The sequence below is a fragment of the Auritidibacter sp. NML120636 genome (assembly GCF_003185945.1).
GTDB lineage: Bacteria > Actinomycetota > Actinomycetes > Actinomycetales > Micrococcaceae > Auritidibacter > Auritidibacter ignavus.
Map to the genome: position 1 here is coordinate 21,601 of NZ_QHLO01000009.1, position 25,409 is coordinate 47,009.

Genomic DNA, 25,409 nt, shown 5'->3' on the forward strand with positions numbered 1-25,409 from the left:
GTGAGTGACAGCCCAGAATTAGCGTTTGCCGGCCGAGGTACGCAGAATGTAGCCCACACCGCGTTTGGTGTGGATCATTTTTTCTTCGTCGTCGGTGTCGATCTTGCGGCGCAGATAAGAAATATAAGACTCGACAATTGAGGCATCACCGTTGAAGTCGTACTCCCAGACATGGTCCAGAATCTGTGCCTTGGACAGCACGCGGTTGGGGTTTATCATCAAGTAGCGCAACAGCTTGAACTCTGTCGGTGACAGATCGATGGAGCGTCCAGCGCGTCGCACTTCGTGGGCGTCATCATCGAGTTCCAGATCGTCGACCCGCAGGATAGCCTCGTCATCTTCGGCCGGTGCGGTGCGACGCAATACGGCACGAATACGAGCGACCACCTCGTCGAGCGAGAACGGCTTGGTCACATAGTCATCGCCACCCACCGTAAGGCCGGTGATTTTGTCGCCGGTATCATCGCGGGCGGTGAGAAAGACGACCGGGAAGTGCATACCGTGAGAGCGCAACTTCCGGGTGACGGTAAAGCCATCCATATCGGGCAACATGACGTCGAGTACAGCCAGGTCAGGTTGTTCTTGTTCGGCAGCCTCCAGTGCTTCACGGCCGTTGGCGGCTGCGACAACCTCGAACCCTGCAAAACGCAGGGACGTTGACAGCAACTCACGAATATTCTGCTCATCGTCAACGACGAGCAACTTCGCCTCGGCAGGCTGAGCATTCATATTGGTCATGCTGTTAATTCTGGAATACTTAGCTGGAAGATGTCTGAGATGTTGCTGAGTAACTTCCCCGGCGCGGTCAGGGTAGGTGGTCTGGCAGATCGCCGGCATCCAGGATCCGATAGCTATAGCCTTGCTCACTCAAGAAGCGCTGCCGGGAGGCGGCATATTGTTGGTCGACGGTGTCGCGGCTGACGACCGTATAGAAGTACGCATTGCGTCCATCGGATTTGGGGCGCATGAGTCGACCTAAACGCTGTGCTTCTTCTTGGCGAGAGCCAAAGGCCCCCGAGACCTGGATGGCGACTGTTGCTTCGGGCAGGTCCAGGGAAAAGTTTGCAATTTTAGACACCACGAGCCGTTGCACTTGCCCGGCGCGGAAAGCATTAAAAAGCTTCTCCCGTTGAGCCACCGAGGTCGACCCGGTGATGACCTCAGCGTCGATGGCATCCCCGATGGCTTCGAGGTGATCCACGTACTGACCAATGACCAGTAGTTGCTCGTATCGGTGGAAGTCAACCAGCTCAGTAATGACCGGCATCTTGGACTCGGCGGTGGCAGCCCAACGATATTGATCGCCACGGTCACTGATGGCGTACCCCATCCGGTCCTCGGCTGAGAGAGTAACCCGAATTTCGGTGCAACTGGCCGGGGCGATCCAGCCTTGTGCCTCAAGGTCTTTCCACGGTGCGTCATAGCGTTTCGGGCCGATCAGCGAAAAAACCTCATCGGCGCGATTGTCTTCACGCACGAGAGTGGCGGTCAGTCCCAACCGGCGCCGAGCCTGCAGATCCGCGGTCATCCGGAAGATCGGGGCTGGCAAGAGGTGAACCTCGTCGTAGATGATCAGCCCCCAGTCGTGATCGTTGACCAGCTCAAGGTGCGGATAGATGCCACCACGGCGAGTGGTCAGCACCTGGTAGGTGGCGATGGTGACCGGGCGGATCTGTTTCTTCGATCCGGAATACTCACCCACATCAGTCTCGGTCAGGGTGGTGCGGGCCAGCAGTTCGGCTTTCCACTGTCGAGCCGAGACAGTATTGGTCACCAACACCAGGGCAATGGTACTGGAGGCAGCCAATGCGGCCGCCCCCACCAAGGTTTTTCCCGAGCCCGGAGGTATCACCACCACCCCGGAACCGGTCGCGAAGAAGTTGTCCACCGCCATCCGCTGGTAGTCGCGCAACTGCCAGGTTTCGTTCTCGGTGAGCTGGATCGGGAATGCGGTGCCCTCGACGTAACCGGCCTGGTCATCGGCCGGCCAGCCCAGCTGGACCAGGGCCTGTTTGAGCTCACCGCGGGCGGTGGAATGAACTACCACCGTGTAGCCATCTAACTGTGCACCCACCAGGTCCCGGGTGGTCTGAGCACGGAGCACTTCTTCCAGGACCGCGGCATCATCGCTACGCAACACGAGCCCGTGTTGGGGGTCAACGGTCAGAGCGAGTCGTCCATACCGCGACATCAGCTCGGCAATATCGATCAGCAGGTTCTGCGGTAGGGGATAGCGCGAATGGGTGAACAGCGTATCGATGACTTGCTCAGCGTCCACTCCCGCCGCCCGCGCATTCCACAAGCCCAGCGCGGTCATGCGATAGGTATGGACATGCTCGGGCGCGCGCTCGAGCTCGGCAAATTGGGCCAGGGCCCGCCGGGCGTCGTCGGCGGCAGGATGTTGGAGCTCGAGCAGAATACTGCGATCGGATTGGACGATGATCGCCCCGGTGGGTTCAGGCGCTGGTGAATTCATCTCACACTCCGTGCTTGCTGATCATAGTGCTGGATGGGGTACTGATTCCTCGGTGTCTGGGTCCTTTTCGGTCACATCGGATCGTCTGGGTCCACGTCGTTAGCCTCGGGTGGTTCGGCCGAAAGAATACGGAACAACGGGATTGGTGGCGTTGGATCCGACTGGCCCTGAGGTTCTGCCGTCTCCACGACCGCGCCGTGTCGGAGACGGGGACTGCGGAGGAAGTGTTGTTGTAAGTGACCAGACTGGTCGGTGTAGGTAACAAGCATCGGGATCCCACGTTCGGCGGCGAGACGAATCACCGACACGGACACGGCCTGCTCGGTATCGCGCGACAAGGGTGTCGTGGCGGAGGTCAGAGCAGAGTCGGTGTGGTCTGCGGTGTCTGCCTGGGTGAGGTACTCGGCGAGCTGATGCTGGTGCCGACGATCATCGGCGGTGCGGCACAGCCCGGCCTCGGCCAATTCGGCGTCGACGTACCGCGCCAGTTCGGCGTAGTCATCCAGCACCGTGTGCGTGGTCTGTCCCTCGGCGGTGCTGGAGCCGGATGATGCCTGCGGTGGTGGCACCGTCAGACCTAGCTCGGTGAGTGCGCGGTGGAGTTGGTGGGCGGTCAGGGAGCTGACCGCCACGGTGTCGGACAGGCGCTGGGCAGCCAGCCTGTCGGCGCGCGGGCTATTCAGTAAGACATCTAGTTCCTCGGGATAACGACACCGGATCCAGGACCCGGCGGATCCAAGGCGGATCCGCTGATAGTCGGTGGTGGTCTCGACGATCAACCGAGTCAGCGTTTCCGGGATAGGGTCCTCGGAAACCTGCTCGAGGAACTGCAAGAGCTCATGGTGGCTGGCCCCGGTGTCGAGTCCGGCACGTACGGTCTGTTCCTTGATGCGGTACACCGTGGCGTAGCCGGAGGATTCGACTTTCGCCCAGCGGGCCAAGATCACCGCCAGTTCAGGGCTGGGTGGGGCGGTGGTGATCAGCGTGTGGTCGGGGAGTATCCGAACGGTATCGGCGGTCTCGGGCAAGAGGTCTCGCAACGTAGCCAGGGCTTGTAGAAACCGGTCGTGGGCGATCAGTTGCCCGGGTTGGGTGAGCGCTCCGGCACAGAGCAGGCCCAGAGCCACCGCGTCGTCGATGACCTCGGCGATGGGCCGGGATAGGGGAGTGAAAGGATCCTCGCCGGCTAGCCAGCTCATTCGGGTGGCCAGGACCGGCAGAATGCGTCGGGGTGATCGCGTCGTCTGCGGGCTGGACAACTCAGCAGCGGCGCGGAAAAAGATCCGGCGCCACCGGCCTTGATCCTCCTGAGTAGCATCCGAAGACAACGCCCGGTCTGTGCGACGGGTCAGCGCTGGACCCGTGGACTGTAGCCAGCATCGAATCAGCCACACCCACCGTCGTTCGGGGGGCAGTCCCCTGAAACCGTGTCCCAACGGGGTGAGTGTCCACCGTGAGTGGTCGCGGTCTCGGGTGAGCAGGCATGCTGTTGCTGCCAGGTGCAGGAGAAAGTGTAGGCGGGACTCGCTGAGGCGGGCTTGGGCAGCGATCTCGGTCTGGAGAGCTCGGAAGCCCCGCACGGAGAGCCCCCCGGCTTTAACCTCGGGTAACCCTTCACGCACCATATCAGCGTCCAAAACGAGCTGAAGATGCTCCAGTAGCGTGCTGACCTCGGTCACGGTGGCGGTGGCCAGCTCGTCGGGGGAGATCTGTTGCAGCGGGGGTGTCACCGGGGTAGCACGAAACTCTCGATTGATCAGGGTGCCACCGGTCAGCGCCAAACCGTAGCGTGCTGGAAAGATGACCTGCTGTGTTCCGGCAGGAGTGCGGACCAGGCCGAGGTTTCGTAGGCGATGGATCAAGGCTGTCGCGGTGCGTTGTGATCGAACCGGGTGGATCCGGAGCCGGTAGAGCTCACTGACCAATTCTGCCTGATCCGCAGAGCCATCCGCTGGGTCGGACCCACTCTGCTCATCGAGCTCGGACAAAGTCGTAGCGCGAACCGTCCGGGCTTGAGTTAATAAGGAGCGGGCGGTGGCGGGTAGCTCGTTCAGTTCAGGGGCCGAGACCTCGGTAGCAAGGCCCGCTGGGTGGGGCCCGATGGCTTGGCGCACTTCCGCCGGCAACATCCAGTGCTGCTGGGCAGAGTCGTACGAAGGGGATTGCGCGAAGATCAACAAGACCCAGGACAACTCGTCGAGGACCTGGTCCACGTCCGGACTGGCTGAGTCGGGTACTGCGAGTAAGTGTCGTATAGTTGCGGAGTCAACGGTGCCAGCAGATGAGGATAAGGCAGAGGCACCCGAGAGATCGGTAGCCACCGCCAGGGCTTCGAGAACATCGCGTTGGCTACGGTTGAGTCCTGCAAGGCAACGGGTTAGCGACGAAATGCTCAGGCACCGTCGAGCTAGCTCTTCCAAATTCTCAGGTGGTGGGAGACTCCCTGTCGTGGCGAGATCGGGGCGGGACGTGACGAGCTCGACAAGCTGGTTTTTGTCGCACCGGTGTAACCAGCCCTCAATTCGGCGGACCGGGGTAGTGGTTAGCCTGCGTGAGAAGGTGTGCTCAGAAGGCATCCGCGCAGGCTACCTGGTGTACTCAGATTGCTCGGATTGCTTATGGGCTCTTCGAGAGGTCCGGTTCCGGCGGAGAACAATCATGCCGACCAGATATACCAAGACAAGAATAAACCCAATCGGGAACCCATACAGGCCCATAAAGAACAGGAAGGGCGGCTCGTGGATATCGGTGAAATACACCACCACGATCGCCACCAACGAGATAAAGGAGGCCACGACGAGCACGACCCCGATGCAGAGAACGATCGGAAGCCATAGCGGTGCTCGCACGGGCTTGGCGCGCTGCACGGAGGCATGCTGAACGGTGTGGGGACTCTCAGACGAGGAGGGCATGTCGTCATTCTACGCCGGGGGCGATGAAGGCCCGAATGACGGGGCTCTTTTCAGCGGAATATTGCTGAAGCGGTTATCCTAGAGGTCAAGATTTGAGTTTCTTCCGCGAGCAAGGATGAAGAGAGAAGACCTATGCCAACTGGCAAAGTGAAGTTTTATGATGCCGAGAAGGGGTTCGGGTTCATTCGAACCGATGATGGTCAAGATATCCATCTGCCCTCCTCAGCTCTGCCTGCAGAGGTTAATAAGGTCCGAGCAGGGACCCGCGTCGAATTTGGCCTGGCCGAATCGCGACGGGGCCCGCAGGCACTGAGCGTGCAGTTTTTAGAAAAGACCCCGTCGGTGGTCAAAAATACCCGTCCGCATGCTCACGACATGGCCTCGGTGGTCGACGATCTGATCCGTCTGTTGGATCATGCCTCAACTGAATTGCGTAAAGGCAAGTACCCCTCCTCACACCAAGCCCAACGCATCGCGCAGGTGATGCGGAGAGTCGCCGATGATTTCGACGCCTAAGGTTGCTACTGACGAGACCGTTAATCCTGAAGACGGTACAGCGTTCCCGGTTTTCGGTCCACCGCGGCGCCGAATTCGTCGTCCCCGCCACGATGAGTTGCTCATAGAGGCCGTGGAGGTTGCCCGTAGCGCTCTGCTGGAGATCACGCACCCGGCCGAGCTGGGGGATCATCTCAGCGCGGAGATGGACGACGAACGACTAGCTACCCACCGGTTCGTTGCTCAGCTGCCGGGTTATCGCGGGTGGAACTGGTTCGTTACCGTGGCTCGCGCGCCGCGGTCGAAGACAATCACGGTGTGCGAGCTGGGACTACTACCCGGTGAAGATGCCCTATTGGCTCCAGAGTGGGTTCCCTGGGAGCAACGTGCCTCCGAAGAAGAACGTATTCGGCTCAAGGCCATTGCCGACGGGGAAGACCCGCAACAGGCCCTGAAAGCAGCCGGATTCGAGCCTGAGGCTGGGGGCACCGACGCCGAGCACTCAGATTCTGCGGACAAGCCTCGTCAGGACATCGCGCAGGACATAGAGGCCTCTCAGAAGCAATCCGAGGCCAAGGAGAAAAAGAAGAAAAAGAACAACGCATAACTTCTTCTTCTCACACGGTCTTTTTACACCAGAGTGGGCGGTGGTTGCTGCATCCAATGCAGCAACCACCGCCCACTCTGGTAATAGTAGCGTTATCGGATTTGGTCGATCACGTAGTCAATGCACTGTAGTATCTGGGCTACGTCGGTTGGCTCGATGGCTACGAAGGTAGCGATGCGCAACTGGTTGCGCCCGAGTTTACGATACGGCTCAACATCGACGACACCATTGGCTCGCAGTATGGAGGCGATGTGACCCGCATCGATCTCATCGATGAAATCGATGGTGGCAATCACCTGAGAACGGTCCTCCGGTTCGGCCACAAAGGGGGTGGCTACGTCACTGGCTTCGGCCCAGTGATAAATCTGCTCCGCAGACTCACGGGTCCTGGCTGTGGTAAATTCGAGGCCACCGTTGGCATTCATCCACTTGACTTGCTCATTCATGGTGATCAAGGTGGCCAACGCGGGGGTGTTGTAGGTCTGGTGCTTGCGAGAGTTATCCACGGCGGTTTTGAGATTTAGGAAGTCAGGAATCCACCGCCCGGAGTGTGCGATTTCATCGACACGTGCCAATGCGGCCGGCGAGAACAGTGCGCACCACAGGCCTCCATCGGAGGCGAAGTTCTTTTGCGGGGAGAAGTAGTAGACATCGACGTTGGTGATGTCTACCGGCAACCCACCGGCGCCCGAGGTTGCATCGATGAGAATCAGAGCGTCATCGTCGGCGCCTTGGACGCGTTCTACCGGTACGCAAACCCCGGTTGATGTTTCGTTGTGGGGCCAGGCGTAAACATCGACTCCGGGCTCAGCCTGAGGAACGGGGCGAGAACCCGGCTGTGCTGAGATGACGGTGGAGTCCTCTAGGAAGGGTGCCTTCGTGGTTGCTTTGGCGAACTTGCCACCGAATTCTCCGAACTCGAGGTGCTGTGCTTTGGAACGGATGAGGCCAAAGGTGGCCATATCCCAGAAAGCTGTTGCGCCACCGAGACCCAAGATGACCTCGTAGTCATCCGGCGCTTGGAACAGCTCTTTCAAACCGGCCTGGAGTTCTGCCACGAGGTTCTTCACTGGTGCCTGGCGGTGAGATGTTCCCATAACTGACTGGGAAGCATCAACAATCGCTTGAATTTGTTCAGGGCGGACTTTAGAAGGTCCTGCGCCGAATCGACCATCTCGGGGTAGTAGTTCTGCAGGGATAGTGATGTTGTCCTGAGTTGACACGCAGACTCCTATAAAAGATTGGCAGGCGTACACAGCTGGGCAACATTATCTTTTCATTCTTCTGCGCTTCATGCACCTCAACACCACGAAATGTTCAGATTATTGTGAGTTACTACATATAAAGGGAACACACTTTGGTCACTCGTTCTGATAGCTAGTATGGAAGGCGACATTGCGTGACCTCCCAGAGAGGGGCTCGGGGCGAGAACGCGTCAGGATGAGGGGTTAAGAGAAAAATGTCGGAGCTCATCGACACCACGGAGATGTATCTTCGGACCATCTACGAATTGCAGGAAGAAGAAATCGCGCCACTGCGAGCACGCATTGCTGAACGCCTTGAGCACTCTGGCCCGACCGTGTCTCAGACCATTAATCGGATGGAACGGGATGGACTGGTGGATCTTGGTGCGGACCGTAGAATCCGGCTGACTGACAAGGGATTGGCTATTGCCGCAAAGGTGATGCGTAAGCATCGCCTGGCTGAACGGTTGCTCTCTGATGTGATTGGACTTGAATGGCCCCAGGTCCATAACGAAGCGTGTCGGTGGGAGCACGTGATGAGTGATGAGGTGGAAGCTAAACTCCTCAACTTGCTGCCTGAGGTCTCGACCTCTCCTTTTGGAATCCGGATCCCCTATGTCTCGGAGCTTGAGGGAGGTTCGGGTCATGAAGGCCCAGAAAACTATCCGGGGCAGCGACTGACGGATCTGCTTCGTTCGCACCGGACATTTCGCCTCTTGGTCATCACCGAAGCCATTCAAACCGATCACGGTTTGCTCAACCACTTTATGGCGGCCGGCATCGTCGTGGGCTCAGTATTCACCGCTGAACTTGATGACGGGTATATCGACATCCAGGTGATTACTCCGGGCCAAGCTGTCACCGGTGCGACAGGGTACAGTCGCGAAGGTTTGGAAATCGTCGAAGAACTTGGGCAGCACCTCAGAGTCGAGCCCGTGGATTCTGTTTCCTAAACCCCAGTTGCCCTCAGGCAACTTCGCAGTTCCACCCGCTCGATGATCATTAGGATCTCGAGCGGGTTTTGAGTTTATGTAGCGTTGATACGCGCACAGTGACAAAGATCTCGATAGTCAGATGTCAGTCAGCGCGTTAGGGAGCTCAGCCCAGGAAATCGCGCGCTGAAATCGCGCTCTTGGGCGTTATATCGCCGATGATTCAGAGGTTTTGCACAGGTATCCCGATCGCTTGACGATAAAAAGTCACAGAAAATAACGACCATAGATCCGCATGATCATGCGGATCTTGGCCCAGATTCTAGGCCTGTCCACAGTTTATCGTTATCTCAGCGTGACTTTTATAAAGGATTGATATACGCTGTACGAGGTACCGGAGACAACCGGTGTCCCTCGAAGGTCTAGCACCTTGAGCCCCGTGGCCTTTGGGGACAATGCAGTCGTAACTATTCATCATGACGGGGCAGAGCTTAAAAGCTCCGGATACTACGTGAGAGAGGTTCTCAAGTGTCGAAGCGTTCCACCGCCCGCCACCGCGCCACCCCTGCAAAGGGAGCTACCTTAGCCGCTTTGTCTCAGTCTGTGACGCAGAATGCTGGTAGCTTTGGTCGTCAAGCCGCTATTGTTGCTACCGCATCCGGCCTGGCTTTGACTTTCGTTCCGCAGGCAGAGGCCGCGCAGGCTTCCACCGCCCGCGAAACCTCGGTCCTGCCAGCCACCGGCGCTGACCTGGAACGTGCTTCTCAGAACGAGACCGTTACTGTTGACTCTGACGCTGAAATTGATCTTGGTCGCGTCCAAGTCACCTCCACACCGGCTCCAGAACCTGAAGTAGAAGAAGAAAACGACACCGAAGACGACACTGACTTCTCTGCTGTGACGTCCGCTGAGCAGTTTGACAGCTACAGCGACGACGAACAGGACACCCCCTCGTCCGAGACCTCCTCTTCTTCTGAATCCGAAGATAACGATGTCGAGACTGCTAGCGCAGAAACTCCTGAAGCACCGGAGAACGCAGCTTCTGGTGCTATGGGCCAGGTTGTCTCGGCTGCTTACTCCGGCATCGGGACCCCCTACGTCTGGGGCGGTAAGACCCCGGCCGGCTGGGACTGCTCGGGCTTCACGTCCTGGGCATACGCTCAGGCTGGTATCAGCATTCCCTCCTCGACCTCTGCCATCCTGGGCTCCGGCAAGTTCGTCCGCACCTCCAGCCCGCAGCCTGGCGACCTGGTTTTCCAGAACGGTGGTGGCCACGTGGGCATCTACGTTGGCAACGGCCAGATGATCGGCGCCCAGAATCCTTCCGTGGGCACTCTGCTCCACAGTGTGGACCGTAATCCGTTGATGGGCTACTACACCTACGTTGGCTAAGACCAACATTCTGCGTCTCGGATAAACTCCGAGCCTTTGACGACTGCAACATCAGGGCTTCCTCCACTCGGAGGAGGCCCTGATGTATTTCTATCCCGGGCGTACTGACAAAGGAGTCACGGTGTCACACATCCCACCCGTAGCCCACCAGTTCTCTCCGCAATGGGCCCACGCTCTGCTGCAGGCGTTAGAAATTGACCCCCGCATCGAGATCAATTCCGCGCAACTACATCAGATCAGCTGTGAACAACACTTACAGACCGCACCGGAGCATCTCACCTTGGGTTTCATTGCCGGCTATGCTGCCGGATTGGCTGAAGGTAGCCGACAAGCTGAGTTTCCCCAAGCTCACCGTGCCAGCTTGCGCTATATTGCCAGGGTGCTACCCGAGATTCTGGCTACTGGCTCTCACAACGAGGGCGGGACGCGCTCATGAGCATGGACCGCGCTGCGCATTTGACCATGTTCCGGTTGCAACGCCACGCCGGACAATCGCACCCGGGGTTGCGCCCCGGCACGATCGCTCGATGCTTCAGATTCCTGGGTCGCTATAAACGACGAGTGCTTGGCTACGTGGCGGTGTCCATCTTGGGGGCGGCATTGACGATCGTCTCTCCCATCTTGGCCGGACGTGTGGTAGACGCTATCGTCGAAGGTCACAGCAGCGAGGACGTAGGAATCGTGATCCGCCTGGCGCTACTCATCGCCGCGGTAGCGGTCGCCGAGGCCATACTTGCCGTACTCTCCCGCTGGCAATCTGCCTCGTTGGGCGAACGGGTCATTTTCGACTTACGTACCCAGGTTTTTGATCACATCCAGACCATGTCGGTCGCCTTTTTCACCCGGGCTCGGACCGGTTCACTGGTTTCGCGGGTCAATAACGATGTCTTAGGCGCGCAAACCGGTATTGCCCGAACCTTTCCAACCGTGGTGATGAATGTCGTCACCCTGATGCTGACCTTAATCGTTATGCTGACCACCTCGTGGCAGATCACAGTACTGGCTCTGGTTCTTTTGCCCATCTTCTTACTGCCGGCACGCGCACTGGGGAACCGACTGGCAGCACTGACCCGGGCGCGAGCCGATCACCAAGCTGCCATGGGATCACACATGACCGAGGACTTCTCCGCGGCAGGCTCCACCTTGATTAAGCTCTTCGGCGACGCCGAGAAGCAATCGGCGCGCTTTCGTAGCCGCGCTGATCGAGTCCGTGGCTCAGGGGTGGAGATCTCGATCTGGCAGTCGGTGTTTACCACACTGCTCACTCTGGTTTCCGCACTGGCGTTGGCCGCTGTCTATGGCATCGGTGGGTGGCAGGCTATCGTCGGTGATCTCAATGCCGGCGAGGTCGTCACCATGGCGTTGCTACTGACTCGGCTCTACACGCCGCTGACCGGCCTGGCCACTGCCCGGGTGGAGCTTATGAGCGCGCTGGTGAGCTTTGACCGGATCTTTGAGATTCTCGACCTCACCCCCTACGTGCTCGATCCGGAACACCCCAGAACAATCCCGGCCGGTCCAATACAGGTCGTCGTAAAAGACGTGGACTTTTGGTACCCGCGGGCCTCGGATGTGTCTTTGGCTTCTCTGGAAGATGTTGCCCAGCTCCATGATGAAACCCCGCACCAGGTGTTGCACCAGATTAGTTTCGAGCTCAAACCGGGAGAGACCGTGGCGTTGGTGGGCTCGTCCGGAGCCGGCAAAACCACTATCGCTTCCCTGCTGGGCCGGCTTTACGACCCGGTTGCCGGGTCCATCACCTTCAACGGCATCGACCTGCGGGATACTTCACAGGCCCAGGTCCATTCCCGGATGGGAATGGTGACTCAGGATGCACACTTACTCCACGACACCATCCGCAGGAATCTCACCCTCGATGTGCACGAGTCCCCCGACGAGCAACTACTCGACGTGCTCGAACGGGCCCAACTAGGCCAGCTGATGTCCCAGCTACCCCATGGGCTCGACACTGTGGTGGGCGACCGAGGGTACCGACTCTCCGGTGGCCAACGGCAACGCCTGGCCATCGCACGGGTACTACTGGCCCAACCCGATCTGGTGGTGTTGGATGAAGCCACCGCCTCGCTGGATTCCACGTCCGAACAAGCTGTCCACGCTGCCTTGGATGAAGTGCTGACCGGTCGGAGCGCGGTGGTGATCGCCCACCGGCTGTCCACCGTGGTTTCGGCTCACCACATTCTGGTGGTCGAAGATGGCCACATTATTGAGCGCGGAACCCATTCCCAGCTAGTGTCAGCCCACGGACGATACGCTGAGTTATATCGAACTCAATTTGCCACCGACGACTAGTCACAGAAAGCGGTGAGATAGATGCCACGTTTCGCCGATCTCGATGCCATTACCGAAGAACAACTACGCGCTACCGGCGCCACCAAATGGGTGCACCCTGATCGCGCCATTGGTGCCTTTATGGCAGAAATGGACTTCGGCACCGCCCCCGAAATTACCGCTTCGTTGGTTCGCGAGGTACAACGCGGTCGCTTCGGATACCTGCCACAGGACCTTGCCGAGTCGTTAGGGGAGGCCGTGGCTCAGTGGCAAGCTAAGCGTTATGGCTGGCAGGTCGATCCGGCCGATGTCCACCCGGTCGCCGATGTGATTACCGCCTTCCGGGCCGCTATCGAACGCTTCACCACCCCGGGTTCCCCAGTGATTATCCCGACACCGGCTTATATGCCTTTCCTCCGCATGGCGCGGAGCTTGGACCGGCCCATCATTGAAGTACCGATGCTGACCGAGGTGAACGAACAAGGCCATCTGGTCTATACCCACGATCTGGACGGCATCCGCCAGGCCTTTGGTGCCGGTGGCGAGATCCTCGTGGTGTGCAACCCTCATAACCCCACCGGTCGGATCTTGACCCACGAGGAGCTCACCGATCTCGCAGCGGTAGTCACCGCAGCGAATGGGCGGGTTTTTGCCGATGAAATCTGGGCTCCGTTGATCTACGATCAGTCACCACACATCCCTTATGCCTCGGTGTCACCGGCTGCTGCCCAACACACCATCACCGGTTCTGCTGCCTCCAAAGCCTTCAATCTCCCCGGCCTGAAATGCGGTCAGTTGATCACCGCGAATCTCACCGACCGCAACCACTTCAACGCCACCGGTTACTTTGACCGGCACGGGGCAGCCAATCTCGGTGCGGCGGCAACCGTTACCGCACTGACCGACCCGGCGGCTGCCGCCTGGCTCGACGATATTGTGGCCTACTTACAGCGCAATCGAGATGAGTTGATTCGATTCGTGGACGAACGACTGGCACGTCATGGTGTGCGGGTTACCGAGATTTCCGGGACCTATATCGCCTGGTTGGACTTTAGCCAGACCGTGCTGGCCGGCCAGCCCACCTCGGTGGCCCGACAGCTGGTGAAAACCGCCGGGGTACAGCTCACCGACGGTGCTCACTGCGGTGAGGTCGGCATCGACCACACTCGCTTGGTGATGGCCATGCCACACCCGATTCTGCAACGGGCCCTAGAACAGATCGAGAAGGCCCTGCAACGGGCCGAATAAAACGACAAGTCCCCCCGACTGGAGTCGAACCAGCGACCTACCCTTTAGGAGAGGGTTGCTCTATCCTGCTGAGCTACGGGGGGGGATGCGGTACTACTCTAATGTACCGCTACCGGCTCTGAAGCGCGGGTGGAGGTCACGATTTTGCGGAAAATTGCCATGATCACACCCACCGCGAGCAATACCAACAGCACCCACCGGCCGATGGTCAACGCGGAGGCCAATGAGACTGTCTGTTGCGTGACCTCGCGCAGAGCCTGTTCGATGGCGATATTTTCCCACATATCGACCACAGCAAAGACCACACCGGTGGCGATCATCATCGACCGTGGCACCCACGACCGCAGGGCCCAGAAAGCAACCACCACGGCCAACAGAGCCACCAAGACCGGGAAAATCACCCCGGCGGTCTTGTGGGTCCAGTTTAGTTGCCCCAGTGCCGGATCATCCATTGCCGTCGCGACGGCGTCAACCTCGTCGAGACGGTAGCCAAAAGGGCGGTGGTCCAACATCGGCATCCCACCGGCGAGCTGGCGCATCTGGTTCAGCGCCAAGACGTGATAATAAAAGCCCATGAAGATCACCGTGCCCGCCAGGGCCAGCACCAACATCCCCGGGGAGGACTGCGGTTGCTCAGCAACCTGTTGCGCGGTGGCAGTGGGTCGGTTCTGGGTGTTGCCCACGAAACGTTTTCCTCCTCGTACAGTGACTCACCGTCACGGGGTGCATTGCAGTGCGGTGGGGATGCGCGGTGATAAGTGTTATCCCCACGCCCACCCATCCTAGTCTGCTGTGTCAGTGGAGCTGACTAGACTGGGGGACTATGGCATCGATGATCACCCCCTCGTCTTCGGATCCTGACACGCTGATCGCTGACCTGAACGACCAACAGCGGGCCGCAGTCACTCACCGCGGGGGACCATTGCTGATCGTCGCCGGAGCAGGCTCGGGTAAAACCAAGGTGCTCACCCACCGCATTGCTCATTTACTGGCCACCGGGGAAGCTCGTCCCTGGGAGTTCTTGGCCATTACCTTCACCAATAAGGCCGCCCGAGAAATGCGCGAACGCATCGAAGGGCTGATCGGTCCTGATGCCCACAAAATGCGGATCTCGACCTTTCACTCCTCAGCGCTACGCATCCTAAGAGCTGAAGCTAGCACCGTGGGATTGAAATCCAATTTCTCCATCTATGATGCTGCTGATTCCTTGCGGTTGATAAGCCAGCTTGTCAAGGTGGCGGACCTGGATCCCAAACGGGTGAAACCTAAATCGATTCAGCACAAGATTTCCTCGCTGAAGAATGATTTGGTGGATGCCGACGAGTTCGCCTCGAACAACAGCGGGGACCCTTTCCAGCAAGCGGTGGCCGAGGTCTACACCGAATACACCGCGCGCTTGCGTCAGGCGAATGCGATGGATTTCGACGACCTGATCTCTACCACTGTCAATATGTTCCGCGCTTTCCCCGCTGTGCTCGATAACTACCGTCGCCGGTTCCGTTACGTGCTGGTCGATGAGTACCAAGACACCAACCATGCCCAGTATCAGCTGGTCCGATTGCTCACCGGGGAACCCGGAGACCCCTCCGGGTGTGAGACCAGTGGGGGACAACTGACTGTCGTCGGGGACTCCGACCAGTCGATTTATGCCTTCCGCGGTGCCGATATCAGCAACATTATCGAGTTTGAGCGGGATTACCCTGATGCCACCGTGATCAATCTGGAGCAGAACTACCGTTCCACCCAGAACATTCTCGACGCCGCTAACGCGGTGATCTCGCATAATCCCTCCCGAGAGGCCAAACGGTTGTGGACCGATGCTGGGACCGGGGCAGCACTGATCGGTTACGCGGGCGAGAACGAATCGGATGAAGCCGGCTGGGTGGCCGATAAGATCGATGAGCTGATCGACAATGATGAGGCGATCCCCGAAGACATAGCGGTCTTCTACCGCACGAACGCCCAGTCCCGTGCGCTGGAAGAACGCCTCATCTCCGCGGGGATCCCTTACCGGGTGATCGGAGGAACCCGATTCTATGATCGCAAAGAAATCAAAGATGCCCTGGCGTATTTGCGCGTGATCGATAATCCCGATGACGACGTGAACCTTCGCCGGATTCTCAACGAGCCCAAACGCGGTATTGGTGACCGCTCCGAAGCGGCCTTGGCGGTACTACAAGACCGAGAACGCATCAGTTTCTTTGACGCACTCCACCGCGCCGATCAAGCACCCGGGATTGGGTCTCGAGCCGTGAAGAAAGTCCAGGAGTTTGCCCAGTTATTGGACGACCTGCAACAGCTGGCCACGACCGAATCCCCGGCCAGGGTGCTCGAAGCTGTATTGGAACAAACTGGGATGTTACACGCGCTACGCTCCTCAGAAGACCTGCAGGACGAATCCCGGGCCGATAACCTCGGAGAGTTGGTGGCGGTGGTGCGGGACTTCGAGAAAACTCACCCCGACGGAGATCTGAGCCAGTTCTTGGAACAAGTCGCCCTGGTGGCCGATACCGATCAACTGCCCACCCCTGTCGAAACCGACACTGAGGGTCAGGACTTGGCTGAGCAGTGGGGCCAAGTAACCTTGATGACCTTGCATACCGCTAAAGGTTTGGAGTTCCCGGTGGTATTTTTGACCGGAATGGAACACGGCGTCTTCCCACACGCCCGGTCGATGGGGGACACTCAAGAGCTGGCCGAAGAGCGCCGACTGGCCTATGTGGGGCTGACCCGGGCCGAAAAGCGACTGTACCTGTCCCGGTCCGAATCCCGTTCGCTATGGGGTCAGCATCAGTTCAACCCGCCCAGCCAATTCCTCACCGAGATTCCCGACGCCCTCATCGAATGGGAACGAGAAGGGCGCTTGAACGGCGTCGACACGCGTGGGTCCTGGAACGATATCGGTGCGGGGCTAGGATTTGGCGCCCCCGGATCTCGGTATCCAAAACGGTTCACTGGCTCCCATTGGGGCGCTTCAACCTCACGCAGCCACTACGGCAAGCCCGGCCAGAGTTCTGGGTCCCGAGCTGGGGCTACCGGGATCACCGAGGCGCAAGAACGCGCCGAGGTGGTTCGAGGCGAAAAACCGACCCGAGTGGTGCCCGACCACGAGGTCATCAGCCTCAGCCCCGGCGACCACGTCAAACACAAAAGCTTCGGTACTGGGGTGGTCACAGCCATCTCTGGCAGTGGAGACAAGACCGTTGCCACGGTGGCGTTCTCCGGTTCGGAGAAACGGCTGTTGCTACGCTACGCCCCAGTCGAAAAAATCTCCTTCTAATGCACGCCTTTGACCTGTACCGGCCCGGGGATGTGCTGACGGTCCTGGTGGGCACAAAAGCCCGTCATTTCTGGGTCAGTGGCTAATTTTCAACTGTCTACAAAACCCCAGGCAGTGCACTAAGGTTATTTACTGGAGCCCGCAGTGGCGGGTCGTCGAGTGCTACCGCGCAAACATCGCCGGTGAGACTCGAAAAATCGAACTATTGTCGACGTTAAAGGACTCCAACCCGTGGACCTGTACGAATACCAGGCGCGCGATCTCTTCGAAGCACACGGTGTTCCCGTGCTCGCCGGAATCGTGGCCGAAACCCCACAAGATGCCAAAGCAGCCGCTGAAAAACTCGGTGGCGTGACCGCCGTCAAAGCCCAGGTCAAAGTCGGTGGGCGTGGTAAGGCCGGTGGCGTCAAAGTCGCCAAGACCCCGGACGAGGCCTACGAATACGCCCAGCAGATTCTGGGCATGGACATCAAGGGCCACACTGTCCACCGCGTGATGATCGCTGCCGGTGCAGATATCGCTGAAGAATACTACTTCTCGGTGTTGCTGGACCGCGCAAACCGCACCTACTTGGCCATGTGCTCCGTCGAAGGTGGCGTGGAAATTGAGCAACTGGCCGCTGAACGTCCCGACGATCTGGCACGCGTTCCGGTCTCCGCTCTGGAGGGAATCACCTTCGAGGTGGCCAAGGACATCGCCACTCAGGCGAAATTCCCCGCTGAGCAGGTTGATGCTGTGGCCGAGGTACTGGTCAAGCTCTGGGAGGTTTTCGACGAAGAAGACGCCACCCTGGTTGAGGTCAATCCGCTGGTCAAGACCGGTGACGGCACCATCTTGGCCCTGGACGGCAAGGTCACTCTGGACGACAACGCGGATTTCCGCCACGAAGACCACACCAAGCTGGTCGATGAGCGCACCGAGAATCCGTTGGAGGCCAAGGCCAAGGCTAAGGGACTGAACTACGTCAAGCTTGACGGTGATGTGGGCATTATCGGCAACGGGGCCGGTTTGGTGATGTCCACCCTCGACGTGGTTGCTTACGCCGGTGAGAACCACGGCAACGTCAAGCCCGCCAACTTCCTGGACATCGGTGGCGGCGCCTCGGCGCAGGTGATGGCCGATGGTCTGGATGTGATCCTCAACGACGATCAGGTCAAGTCCGTGTTCGTCAACGTCTTCGGTGGTATTACCTCCTGCGATGCCGTGGCCAACGGTATTGTTCAGGCCCTAGACATCCTGGGTGACAAAGCCACTAAGCCGCTGGTCGTGCGTCTGGACGGCAACAACGTGGAAGCCGGCCGCCAGATCCTGGCCGATGCCAACCACCCGCTGGTGCACATTGCCAAGACCATGGACGCCGGTGCTGACCAGGCCGCTGAGCTGGCCCACGCCGCCAAGTAAGTTAAGGACGGATTGAACAACAATGTCGATTTATCTCAATAAAGACTCCAAGGTCATCGTCCAGGGTATTACCGGTGGTGAAGGTACCAAGCACACCGCGCTAATGCTCAAGGCCGGTACTAATATTGTCGGCGGTGTCAACGCTCGCAAGGCTGGCACCACCGTGACTCATGAGGACAAAGACGGTAACACCGTTGAACTACCGGTCTTTGGTTCCGTCGAAGAAGCCATGACCGAAACCGGTGCCAATGCGTCGGTGATGTTCGTGCCTCCGAAGTTCGCGAAGGACGCCGCGATCGAGGCCATCAAGGCTGAAATTCCGTTGCTGGTGGTCATCACGGAGGGCATCCCGGTTCAGGACACCGCCGAGTTCTTCGCACTGTCTCAGTCGATAACTGACGAGCAGGGTCAGGCCAAGACACGCATCATCGGCCCGAACTGCCCGGGTATTATTACCCCCGGCGAATCCCTGGCGGGTATTACCCCGAACTCGGTCACTGGTTCCGGTCCGATCGGTCTGGTCTCCAAGTCCGGAACCTTGACCTACCAGATGATGTTCGAACTCTCGGACTTCGGTATCTCCACCGGTATCGGTATCGGTGGTGACCCGGTGATCGGCACCACCCACATCGATGCGCTGGAGGCCTTCGAAAATGACCCCGACACCAAGGCCATCGTGATGATCGGTGAAATTGGTGGTGACGCCGAGGAACGTGCCGCCGAGTACATCAAGGCAAACGTCACCAAGCCCGTTGTCGGCTATGTGGCCGGTTTCACCGCGCCCGAGGGTAAGACCATGGGCCATGCCGGCGCGATTGTCTCCGGCTCCTCCGGAACCGCGACAGCGAAGAAGGACGCTCTCGAAGCAGCCGGCGTCAAGGTCGGTAAGACTCCGACCGAAACCGCGGAGCTGATGCGCGAGATTCTTAACAACGGCTAAGTGCGCGCAGTGTGAACTATGTAGTGACCGGTGCCCCGAACCGTTCTGGTTCGGGGCACCGGGGTTTAACGACTGGTGTCTTAATACGGCATGCACCCCACCCGGTGAGTGACAACGGCGGTACCCTAGATAGCGTTTGACCGTGGCCAACACAGACCACCGGGGAAGGAAAGCACATGGCAGAGATGCTGGCGACCATGGTCCCGCTCTTTCTGATTTTGGGGCTGGGCTTTGCCATCGGATTCTCGGATAAGATTCTGGGATGGCAACCAGCCCTGAACGGGTTTGTCTTCCACATCTCGTTGCCGACTTTCGTGTTCTCCTCCATGGTGACCGCGCCCATACCCGACGTCGTTCCCTGGGGAACACTGGCGATCGCAGGACTGGTGCCCATCGTGTTAGCCATTGTGCTCTACTTCGGGGCCCGCTGGCTGTTAGGCTCACAGGAGACACAAGCTTCCACGCTGTCGGTCTCAGCGGTCTTCGGCAACGTGGGATATCTGGGCATCCCGTTATCGATCGCATTCTTCGGCGAGGAGTCCATCATTCCTGCCGTGGTGATCGGCATGGTGCACAATATGGTCTTCCTGCTGGGATTCCCCTTGGTGCGCACCACCGTGAATATGCGACAGAACTACCGAACCCTGGCTCAGGCTGGTGGATCAGCTGATCCCGTCCCAGCACAGCAACGAAAAACCCACGGTTCGCTGACTTCTGTGCTCATTCGTGTGGTGGTCGATGGGCTCTTTTTCAACCCCTTATTCATCGCCGCCGCCCTGGGGTTGACCGTGATGCTCACGCCCTTTGAGCTACCACAGGTCATCAGCGAGTCCGTGGCGCTGTTGGGTGCAACTGCGGTGCCTTTGTCCCTCTGCGCGGTGGGGCTGGCCATCCACCCGGCCCTGCAGGCTTTCACATCCGGTTCGTTGAACTACGTGCTGGTGCTGATTGGTGTGGCGACGAAGGCTTTTGTGGTGCCGGCGATGACCTTCCTGGTGGCGGTGGTGTTGTCGTTCTGGGTGCCCGAAGACTGGCTCGGCGTCCTGGTGCTGATGGCAGCCACACCCTCATCGACGACCGTGTTTATTCTGGGCACCCAATACGACAGACAAGGGCCCTTGGCCGCTTCCATCTTGTCCATCACGACGGTGGCTTCTCTGTTCACCGTGCCTGTGATGCTGATTATGATTTAGATAACGTTTAGACTCACAGAGAAAGCCCAACGCCAGAACGTTGTTCAGACACCCCACAGGAGGATCGTCACGGTGAGCACCGAGTACGTAGAAGCTGACCCGACAATCACCCCGGAGCAGATCGAACAAGGTCAGCAGGCCTATCGTCTCGATCGTGAACATGTCTTCCACTCCTGGGCGGCGCAGGCGCAACTAGACCCGATGACCGTCATCAAAGCTGAGGGCAGTTACGTCTGGGACGGTCAAGGACATAAACTGCTGGACTTCTCCTCCCAGATGGTCAACACCAATATCGGGCACAGTCACCCCGCCGTGGTGGCCGCTATCCAGCAGCAGGCAGCGCGGATTGCCACCATCGCTCCGGCACACGTCAATGACGCTCGCTCGGAGGCTGCTCGGTTGATCAGTGACCTCGTTCCGGACCATTTGAACCACGTGTTCTTTACCAACGCTGGTGCTGAAGCGGTCGAGCACGCCACCCGCATGGCGCGTTTGCATACCGGACGGCCCAAGATCCTTTCGGCCTACCGTTCCTACCACGGAGGCACCGAACGAGCCATCAACATCACCGGCGACACCCGTCGGTTCCCGGTCGATACCGCCAGTCAGTCGGTGGTGCACTTCATGCCCGCTTACTTCTACCGCTCCTTGTTCGGGTCCACCACCCTGGAAGAGGAAACCCAGCGAGCTCTGGACCATCTGGAACAAACCATCATTTTTGAAGGTCCCGACACCATCGCCTGCATTATCCTCGAGACTGTTCCGGGAACCGCCGGGATTTACGTGCCACCTCCCGGCTACATGGCGGGGGTACAACACCTGGCTCGTCGCTACGGGATCATGTTCATCACCGATGAGGTCATGGTTGGTTTCGGTCGAACCGGTGCGTGGTTTGGTTTCCAGCACTGGGACCTGACACCGGATTTGGTGACCTTTGCCAAGGGTGTGAATTCCGGGTACGTGCCGTTAGGCGGTGTGATCATCTCCGATGAAATCTACACCAGCTTTGCTGACCGGGCCTACCCCGGGGGGCTGACCTACTCCGGTCACCCGTTGGCCTGTGCTGCCGCGGTGGCCTGTATTCGGGCGATGGACGAAGAAGGTATGGTGACCAACGCCGATCGGCTGGGTCGGGAGATCCTGGGACCGGGAGTCGTCGAGTTGGCCGAAAAGCACCCCTCTGTGGGAGACGCCCGTGGCCTCGGGGCCTTCTGGGCTCTGGAATTGGTGACGAACCGGGAGACCAAAGAACCCTTGGCACCCTATGGTGGCTCGTCGCCGGCCATGAACGCCGTGGTAGCAGAGTGCAAGAAGCTCGGCCTGTTGCCGTTCTCCAACGCCAACCGCATTCACCTGGCCCCGCCATTGAACATCAGCGACGCGGATGCCCGTCGTGGCCTGGAGATCCTGGATTCAGCCCTCGACGTTGCTGATAGCTACTACGAAGGCGCCTAAACCCCGAAGATCAATCCCACCAGGTAGGTGATCATCGCGGCACCTAAACCAATCGCCAGTTGGCGCAGTCCTCGCGTGACCGGGGAGGTTCCTGACAGCAGACCGGTGACACCACCGGTAAACAACAGGGCTACCGAGACCAACCCTGCCGACCAGAGGATTCCGGCAGTACCGGTCACTCCGAAAAGGAACGGGAGGACGGGAATGATCGCTCCGGAGGAGAAGAAACCGAACGACGAAAAGGCAGCGCCCCACGCGCTACCGAGTTCTTCGTGCTTCGGAGAGCGCTCCACCGGCCCCTGGGAGCCATCAGGGCGGGCCGACAGGCTGGGGTTACAGTCGCAGTTGAAATAGCCCATGCGCTCCATGGCGCGATGTCGGGCGTCCTCTTGAGACATGCCACGGGCCCGATAGACGAGCTCGAGCTCATTGGAATTCAAATCCAGATGCGGGGCAGCTTCCAGGGTTACTTGGGTTGGTGAGGAGGCCTCGATCAGCTCGCGTTGGGACCGCACTGAAATGAATTCACCGGCGCCCATGGACATCGCCCCGGCCAGCAGTCCGGCGATGCCGGCTACGAGGATGAATTCATTGGTCGCTGAGGTGGCTGCGACACCCATCACCAGGGCCAAATTCGACACCAGGCCGTCGTTGGCGCCAAAGACAGCCGCACGGAAGTTCCCGGCTAGTTTTTGACGGCCTCGGGCCGCCAGTCCACGGACGACTTCACTGTGGATGGCCTCATCGGCGGCCATGCTCGGGGTGGCATCGGCGTCACGGGCATACGGGTTATCCGTCTCGGCACGTTGCATCAGTGCCAAGACAAACACCGAACCAAAGATGCGAGCCAAGAAACGTAATAGCGAGCGTCTCAGTGATGGTCGGGGCGGATTGTTGGCGTGTTCTCCCAACAGATCGCGCCAGTGCTCTTCGTGACGTTTTTCCGCTGTGGCCAGATCCAACAAGATTTCGCGTTCTTCGCCGGTTTTTCGCTCGGCGAGCTGTTCGTAAATGGCCCCCTCGGCGATCTCGTCTGCTAAGTAGCGTCGCCACCGGCGTATCTGCGCTTTAGTGGGTGCACTCATTCGTGTCTCACGACTCCCTTAGTACTGCAAGCCCCGATTCGTGTACGAGTGTGCAGCTTCGGCTTGTAACCTGGTCAAGTCTACTGAAAGCGGGCACGCCCAGAGTACTGTGAGAGGTATGGGCACTGATCCACACGATTCATCGAAAGCGTCATCGTTGCGTACGAAACTCCTCGCCGAGGGGGAGGAACCAGATGCCCGCTTTTCATTGGCCAACGAACGCACCTTCTTAGCCTGGATCAGAACCGCGTTGGCACTGCTCGCAGCGGGGATCGGGATTGAAGCCTTTACCACGCACGTGTTTGAGACGCCAATTCGTCAGATCCTGGCCTCGATCCTGCTGGTATTGGGAGCCTTCATGGCCATTTCAGCGGCGATTCGGTGGGTGCGCGTCGAGCGGTCCATGCGCACCGGACGTCCGCTACCGTTGCCACTGTGGGGGCCACTGGTGGCTGTGGTCTGCGCAGTGACGGCGGTGCTGGTGATGCTCGCTGTGGTGACGGGGTAGTGTGATGGCCACCACTTACCGTCTCCACGAAGATCCTGCGTTACAACCGGAACGCACCATCCTGTCCTGGTCCCGCACCATACTGGTATTGTGTGTGGTCTCGAGCCTGTTTCTCCGCTGGTATCCCGACGTCGGGCTGATCTCTCTGGCCCCTGCGGTGGGATGCGTGGTGGCGGGGTTGGTCATCCAGCTAACCCAACGCCACCGTTACGCGCTCCAGTCGCGCGGAATCGTCCGTGGCCAGGTTGAAGCCAACCTCATCGCGGTGGGACTGATGACCGCTTTGGTGGTCGCGGTGGCCGGCTTGGGGCTGATGGCGTTGTGGCTCTAATTGGCTGAACCGTCGTGGCGAGACAACCGAGAGGTATCGGGGTGGCGGGGTGGCTCGGAGGTTTTCAGGTCCGGATCGTAGCGGAACCCACCGTCCTCGTCGCGCTCTGGTTGCCGGCCAAAAATGAAATGGCGACCGGATAATTCCTCGATTGAGATTGAGGCGAAGAAGTCTTTCAGTGTCGGAACCCAGGGAGCAATACCGAGTTGGCGCACGTGGTCAAGCTCCGCTGTATCGGTGACCATCCGCGCGACGCCACGAACCACCACCGACCAGGCCTGCTCGGGGAGAATCCCGTCGGTTTCAAAGGCCACATCGAGTCCGTGTTCGGCGGCTGCTAATTTACTCCCGGGTGCGGTGCGGAAATAGAGCAAGTCACCGTCGCGGACATAATTGATGGGGAAGATCTCGATCTTGGGACCATCGGCAAAGGCGAAACGACCGTGGCGAGTGTTGTCCAGCAACTTCCGGCACTGTTCCTCGGTCAGGGTCAGGACCGGTTTGTTTTCGGGGTGCTCAAACATCAGGTGGTTCATCTCACTATTGTCTCCCATTTAGGTCGTGAGGGGAATCGATGACGCGCCGAGGATCCGGTGATGCCCTGCTGATCATCGAGGTAGGCGCAGAATCCGCTCGAAGACCTCGCTGGCCGCAGCCGGGTCTCTGCCCGGTGAGAGCCCGAGGTAGCACGGCGCCCTGTGCGCCGGACCGGAATCGGCAGGGGAGAACCAACCGGGGCGGTAATGGCCACCGGCACACTGCAGAATCAGCTGTGCGGCCGCGATATCCCAGGGTTTGGTGTCCACCCCGATGACAAGGTCGAAAACCCCTTGGGCGGCTAAACACAACTCGAGTGCTCCAGAGACCATTCGGCGTACGGTGGAAAACTGGCAGACCGCCTGTCCAAAAATCTCCAACGCGGTCTGAGGAGTCGGTGGGCGAGCCTGCAAGATTTCGGCTGCCGGAAACGAAGTCACCAGATTATAGTCCTGGAGCCGTTGCGGGCACGGACGTCGGACGCGGAGTTTGGAGTCGTTCACCCAGGCGGTGCCTGACTCGGTATCGGCAGAGAACTCGAGGCCCATCGCCGGGGCAACGACTACTCCGGCGAGCACCTGGTCGTCGATCACCGCGGCGATGGAGATGGAATAGGTGTCGAGACCGTGGGCCAGGTTTGAGGTCCCGTCAATCGGATCGATGAGCCACACCACGGCATGATCTGGTCGGGGTTCCAGCGCCGGGGATCCAGTTGGGGAGTGCTGACCGAATTCTTCGCCAAAGATTTGTGAGGTCGGTAACCGCCCGTGCAAAAACTCCCTGAGGTGGATCTCCACAGCACGATCGAGGTCGGTGACCACATCGTGGTGGTTGGTTTTATGGGTAGTTCCCCACCGAACTGTCTCATCGTTAACCTGATGTTTGTTTGGTAGGTCTAAAACTCTCGTGGCAGAGCGTGCAGCCGCGAGCGCCAGTTGGCGCAAGGCTGATGGTCCAGAGATCGTTGTGCTATGACGGGATGCAGTGGCCACGGTGTGTATCCTAGCCAGTTTTACACCATCCAACGGTTCAGGCAACGGCCACGCCCGTGTGGTCACAGCAGCATTAATAATGGGGGATACTA

At 59.1% G+C, this 25,409-nt stretch carries 23 protein-coding genes and 1 tRNA gene; 14 read left to right on the forward strand and 10 right to left on the reverse strand.

Annotated elements, in window-relative coordinates; genetic code table 11:
* Positions 1-18: 18 nt before the first annotated feature.
* The 4 genes from DCC25_RS08505 to DCC25_RS08520 form a co-directional block, all read right to left on the reverse strand.
* The gene (locus DCC25_RS08505; protein WP_110099453.1) at positions 19-729 is read right to left on the reverse strand and encodes a response regulator transcription factor; all 711 of its coding nucleotides are present in this window, start codon (positions 727-729) and stop codon (positions 19-21) included.
* A gap of 76 nt (positions 730-805) precedes the next feature.
* The gene (locus DCC25_RS08510) at positions 806-2,476 is read right to left on the reverse strand and encodes a DNA repair helicase XPB (protein ID WP_110101358.1); all 1,671 of its coding nucleotides are present in this window, start codon (positions 2,474-2,476) and stop codon (positions 806-808) included.
* 71 nt (positions 2,477-2,547) lie between these two features.
* The gene (locus DCC25_RS08515) at positions 2,548-5,052 is read right to left on the reverse strand and encodes a helicase-associated domain-containing protein (protein ID WP_110101359.1); all 2,505 of its coding nucleotides are present in this window, start codon (positions 5,050-5,052) and stop codon (positions 2,548-2,550) included.
* Positions 5,053-5,061: 9 nt separating this feature from the next.
* Positions 5,062-5,388: a hypothetical protein gene (locus DCC25_RS08520; protein ID WP_110101360.1), complete on the reverse strand. Its 327-nt coding sequence runs from the start codon at positions 5,386-5,388 to the stop codon at positions 5,062-5,064.
* A 132-nt stretch (positions 5,389-5,520) separates the two neighbouring features.
* On the opposite strand from DCC25_RS08520, the gene DCC25_RS08525 reads away from it, so the two are divergent.
* Positions 5,521-5,904: a cold-shock protein gene (locus DCC25_RS08525; protein WP_110099418.1), complete on the forward strand. Its 384-nt coding sequence runs from the start codon at positions 5,521-5,523 to the stop codon at positions 5,902-5,904.
* Complete coding sequence (locus tag DCC25_RS08530; protein WP_110101361.1) at positions 5,888-6,490, forward strand: DUF3027 domain-containing protein; 603 nt, start codon at positions 5,888-5,890, stop codon at positions 6,488-6,490. Before DCC25_RS08525 ends, DCC25_RS08530 begins: the two co-directional genes overlap by 17 nt.
* 92 nt (positions 6,491-6,582) lie before the next feature.
* Here the strand turns inward: DCC25_RS08530 and serC are convergent, their stop codons facing one another.
* Positions 6,583-7,713, reverse strand: a complete 1,131-nt coding sequence (gene serC, locus DCC25_RS08535; protein ID WP_110099417.1) for a phosphoserine transaminase — start codon at positions 7,711-7,713, stop codon at positions 6,583-6,585.
* Between the two features lie 236 nt (positions 7,714-7,949).
* Here serC and DCC25_RS11835 point away from each other — a divergent pair, with 236 nt between their 5' ends.
* From DCC25_RS11835 to DCC25_RS08560, 5 genes are all read left to right on the forward strand, one after another.
* Positions 7,950-8,687, forward strand: coding sequence for a metal-dependent transcriptional regulator (locus tag DCC25_RS11835; protein ID WP_110099416.1), 738 nt, complete (start codon positions 7,950-7,952; stop codon positions 8,685-8,687).
* Positions 8,688-9,194: 507 nt separating this feature from the next.
* Entirely contained in the window at positions 9,195-10,058 is an 864-nt protein-coding gene (locus tag DCC25_RS08545; protein WP_233242736.1) for a C40 family peptidase, read from the forward strand.
* A 121-nt stretch (positions 10,059-10,179) separates the two neighbouring features.
* Complete coding sequence (locus tag DCC25_RS08550) at positions 10,180-10,494, forward strand: hypothetical protein (RefSeq protein ID WP_146206440.1); 315 nt, start codon at positions 10,180-10,182, stop codon at positions 10,492-10,494.
* Positions 10,491-12,368 carry an ABC transporter ATP-binding protein gene (locus DCC25_RS08555; protein ID WP_110101363.1) on the forward strand — a complete coding sequence of 626 codons (1,878 nt, stop codon included), beginning with the start codon at positions 10,491-10,493 and terminating at the stop codon, positions 12,366-12,368. The genes DCC25_RS08550 and DCC25_RS08555 overlap by 4 nt, the downstream gene beginning before the upstream one ends.
* A gap of 21 nt (positions 12,369-12,389) precedes the next feature.
* Positions 12,390-13,595: a MalY/PatB family protein gene (locus DCC25_RS08560; RefSeq protein WP_110101364.1), complete on the forward strand. Its 1,206-nt coding sequence runs from the start codon at positions 12,390-12,392 to the stop codon at positions 13,593-13,595.
* A gap of 9 nt (positions 13,596-13,604) precedes the next feature.
* Here DCC25_RS08560 and DCC25_RS08565 read toward each other — a convergent pair.
* Positions 13,605-13,678, reverse strand: a tRNA-Arg gene (locus tag DCC25_RS08565).
* Positions 13,679-13,693: 15 nt separating this feature from the next.
* The gene (locus tag DCC25_RS08570) at positions 13,694-14,278 is read right to left on the reverse strand and encodes a hypothetical protein (RefSeq protein WP_110101365.1); all 585 of its coding nucleotides are present in this window, start codon (positions 14,276-14,278) and stop codon (positions 13,694-13,696) included.
* A 140-nt stretch (positions 14,279-14,418) separates the two neighbouring features.
* On the opposite strand from DCC25_RS08570, the gene pcrA reads away from it, so the two are divergent.
* The 5 genes from pcrA (at position 14,419) to DCC25_RS08595 (ending at position 21,864) form a co-directional block, all read left to right on the forward strand.
* Complete coding sequence (pcrA, locus tag DCC25_RS08575) at positions 14,419-16,875, forward strand: DNA helicase PcrA (RefSeq protein WP_110101366.1); 2,457 nt, start codon at positions 14,419-14,421, stop codon at positions 16,873-16,875.
* A 231-nt stretch (positions 16,876-17,106) separates the two neighbouring features.
* The gene (sucC, locus tag DCC25_RS08580) at positions 17,107-18,276 is read left to right on the forward strand and encodes an ADP-forming succinate--CoA ligase subunit beta (protein ID WP_110101367.1); all 1,170 of its coding nucleotides are present in this window, start codon (positions 17,107-17,109) and stop codon (positions 18,274-18,276) included.
* A gap of 22 nt (positions 18,277-18,298) precedes the next feature.
* On the forward strand, positions 18,299-19,216 hold the full coding sequence (gene sucD / locus DCC25_RS08585; protein ID WP_110101368.1) for a succinate--CoA ligase subunit alpha: 918 nt from the start codon (positions 18,299-18,301) through the stop codon (positions 19,214-19,216).
* Between the two features lie 176 nt (positions 19,217-19,392).
* A complete protein-coding gene (locus DCC25_RS08590; protein ID WP_110101369.1) occupies positions 19,393-20,409 on the forward strand; it encodes an AEC family transporter in 1,017 nt (338 codons plus the stop codon).
* Between the two features lie 72 nt (positions 20,410-20,481).
* A complete protein-coding gene (locus DCC25_RS08595; RefSeq protein ID WP_110101370.1) occupies positions 20,482-21,864 on the forward strand; it encodes an aspartate aminotransferase family protein in 1,383 nt (460 codons plus the stop codon).
* Here the strand turns inward: DCC25_RS08595 and DCC25_RS08600 are convergent.
* Positions 21,861-22,949 (reverse strand): VIT1/CCC1 family protein, encoded by a 1,089-nt coding sequence (locus tag DCC25_RS08600; RefSeq protein WP_110101371.1) that lies wholly within the window; start codon positions 22,947-22,949, stop codon positions 21,861-21,863. The two genes, DCC25_RS08595 and DCC25_RS08600, sit on opposite strands and share 4 nt — an antisense overlap.
* A 118-nt stretch (positions 22,950-23,067) precedes the next feature.
* Between DCC25_RS08600 and DCC25_RS08605 the strand changes: the two genes are divergently transcribed.
* Both DCC25_RS08605 and DCC25_RS08610 read left to right on the forward strand, forming a co-directional pair.
* The gene (locus DCC25_RS08605) at positions 23,068-23,457 is read left to right on the forward strand and encodes a YidH family protein (protein ID WP_110099405.1); all 390 of its coding nucleotides are present in this window, start codon (positions 23,068-23,070) and stop codon (positions 23,455-23,457) included.
* A 4-nt stretch (positions 23,458-23,461) separates the two neighbouring features.
* The gene (locus tag DCC25_RS08610; RefSeq protein WP_110099450.1) at positions 23,462-23,788 is read left to right on the forward strand and encodes a DUF202 domain-containing protein; all 327 of its coding nucleotides are present in this window, start codon (positions 23,462-23,464) and stop codon (positions 23,786-23,788) included.
* On the opposite strand, the gene DCC25_RS08615 is transcribed toward DCC25_RS08610, so the two are convergent.
* Both DCC25_RS08615 and DCC25_RS08620 read right to left on the reverse strand, forming a co-directional pair.
* The gene (locus DCC25_RS08615; RefSeq protein WP_233242735.1) at positions 23,785-24,324 is read right to left on the reverse strand and encodes a pyridoxamine 5'-phosphate oxidase family protein; all 540 of its coding nucleotides are present in this window, start codon (positions 24,322-24,324) and stop codon (positions 23,785-23,787) included. The genes DCC25_RS08610 and DCC25_RS08615 overlap by 4 nt on opposite strands.
* A gap of 72 nt (positions 24,325-24,396) precedes the next feature.
* Positions 24,397-25,317, reverse strand: a complete 921-nt coding sequence (locus DCC25_RS08620) for an inositol monophosphatase family protein (protein WP_158524765.1) — start codon at positions 25,315-25,317, stop codon at positions 24,397-24,399.
* Positions 25,318-25,409 lie beyond the last annotated feature (92 nt).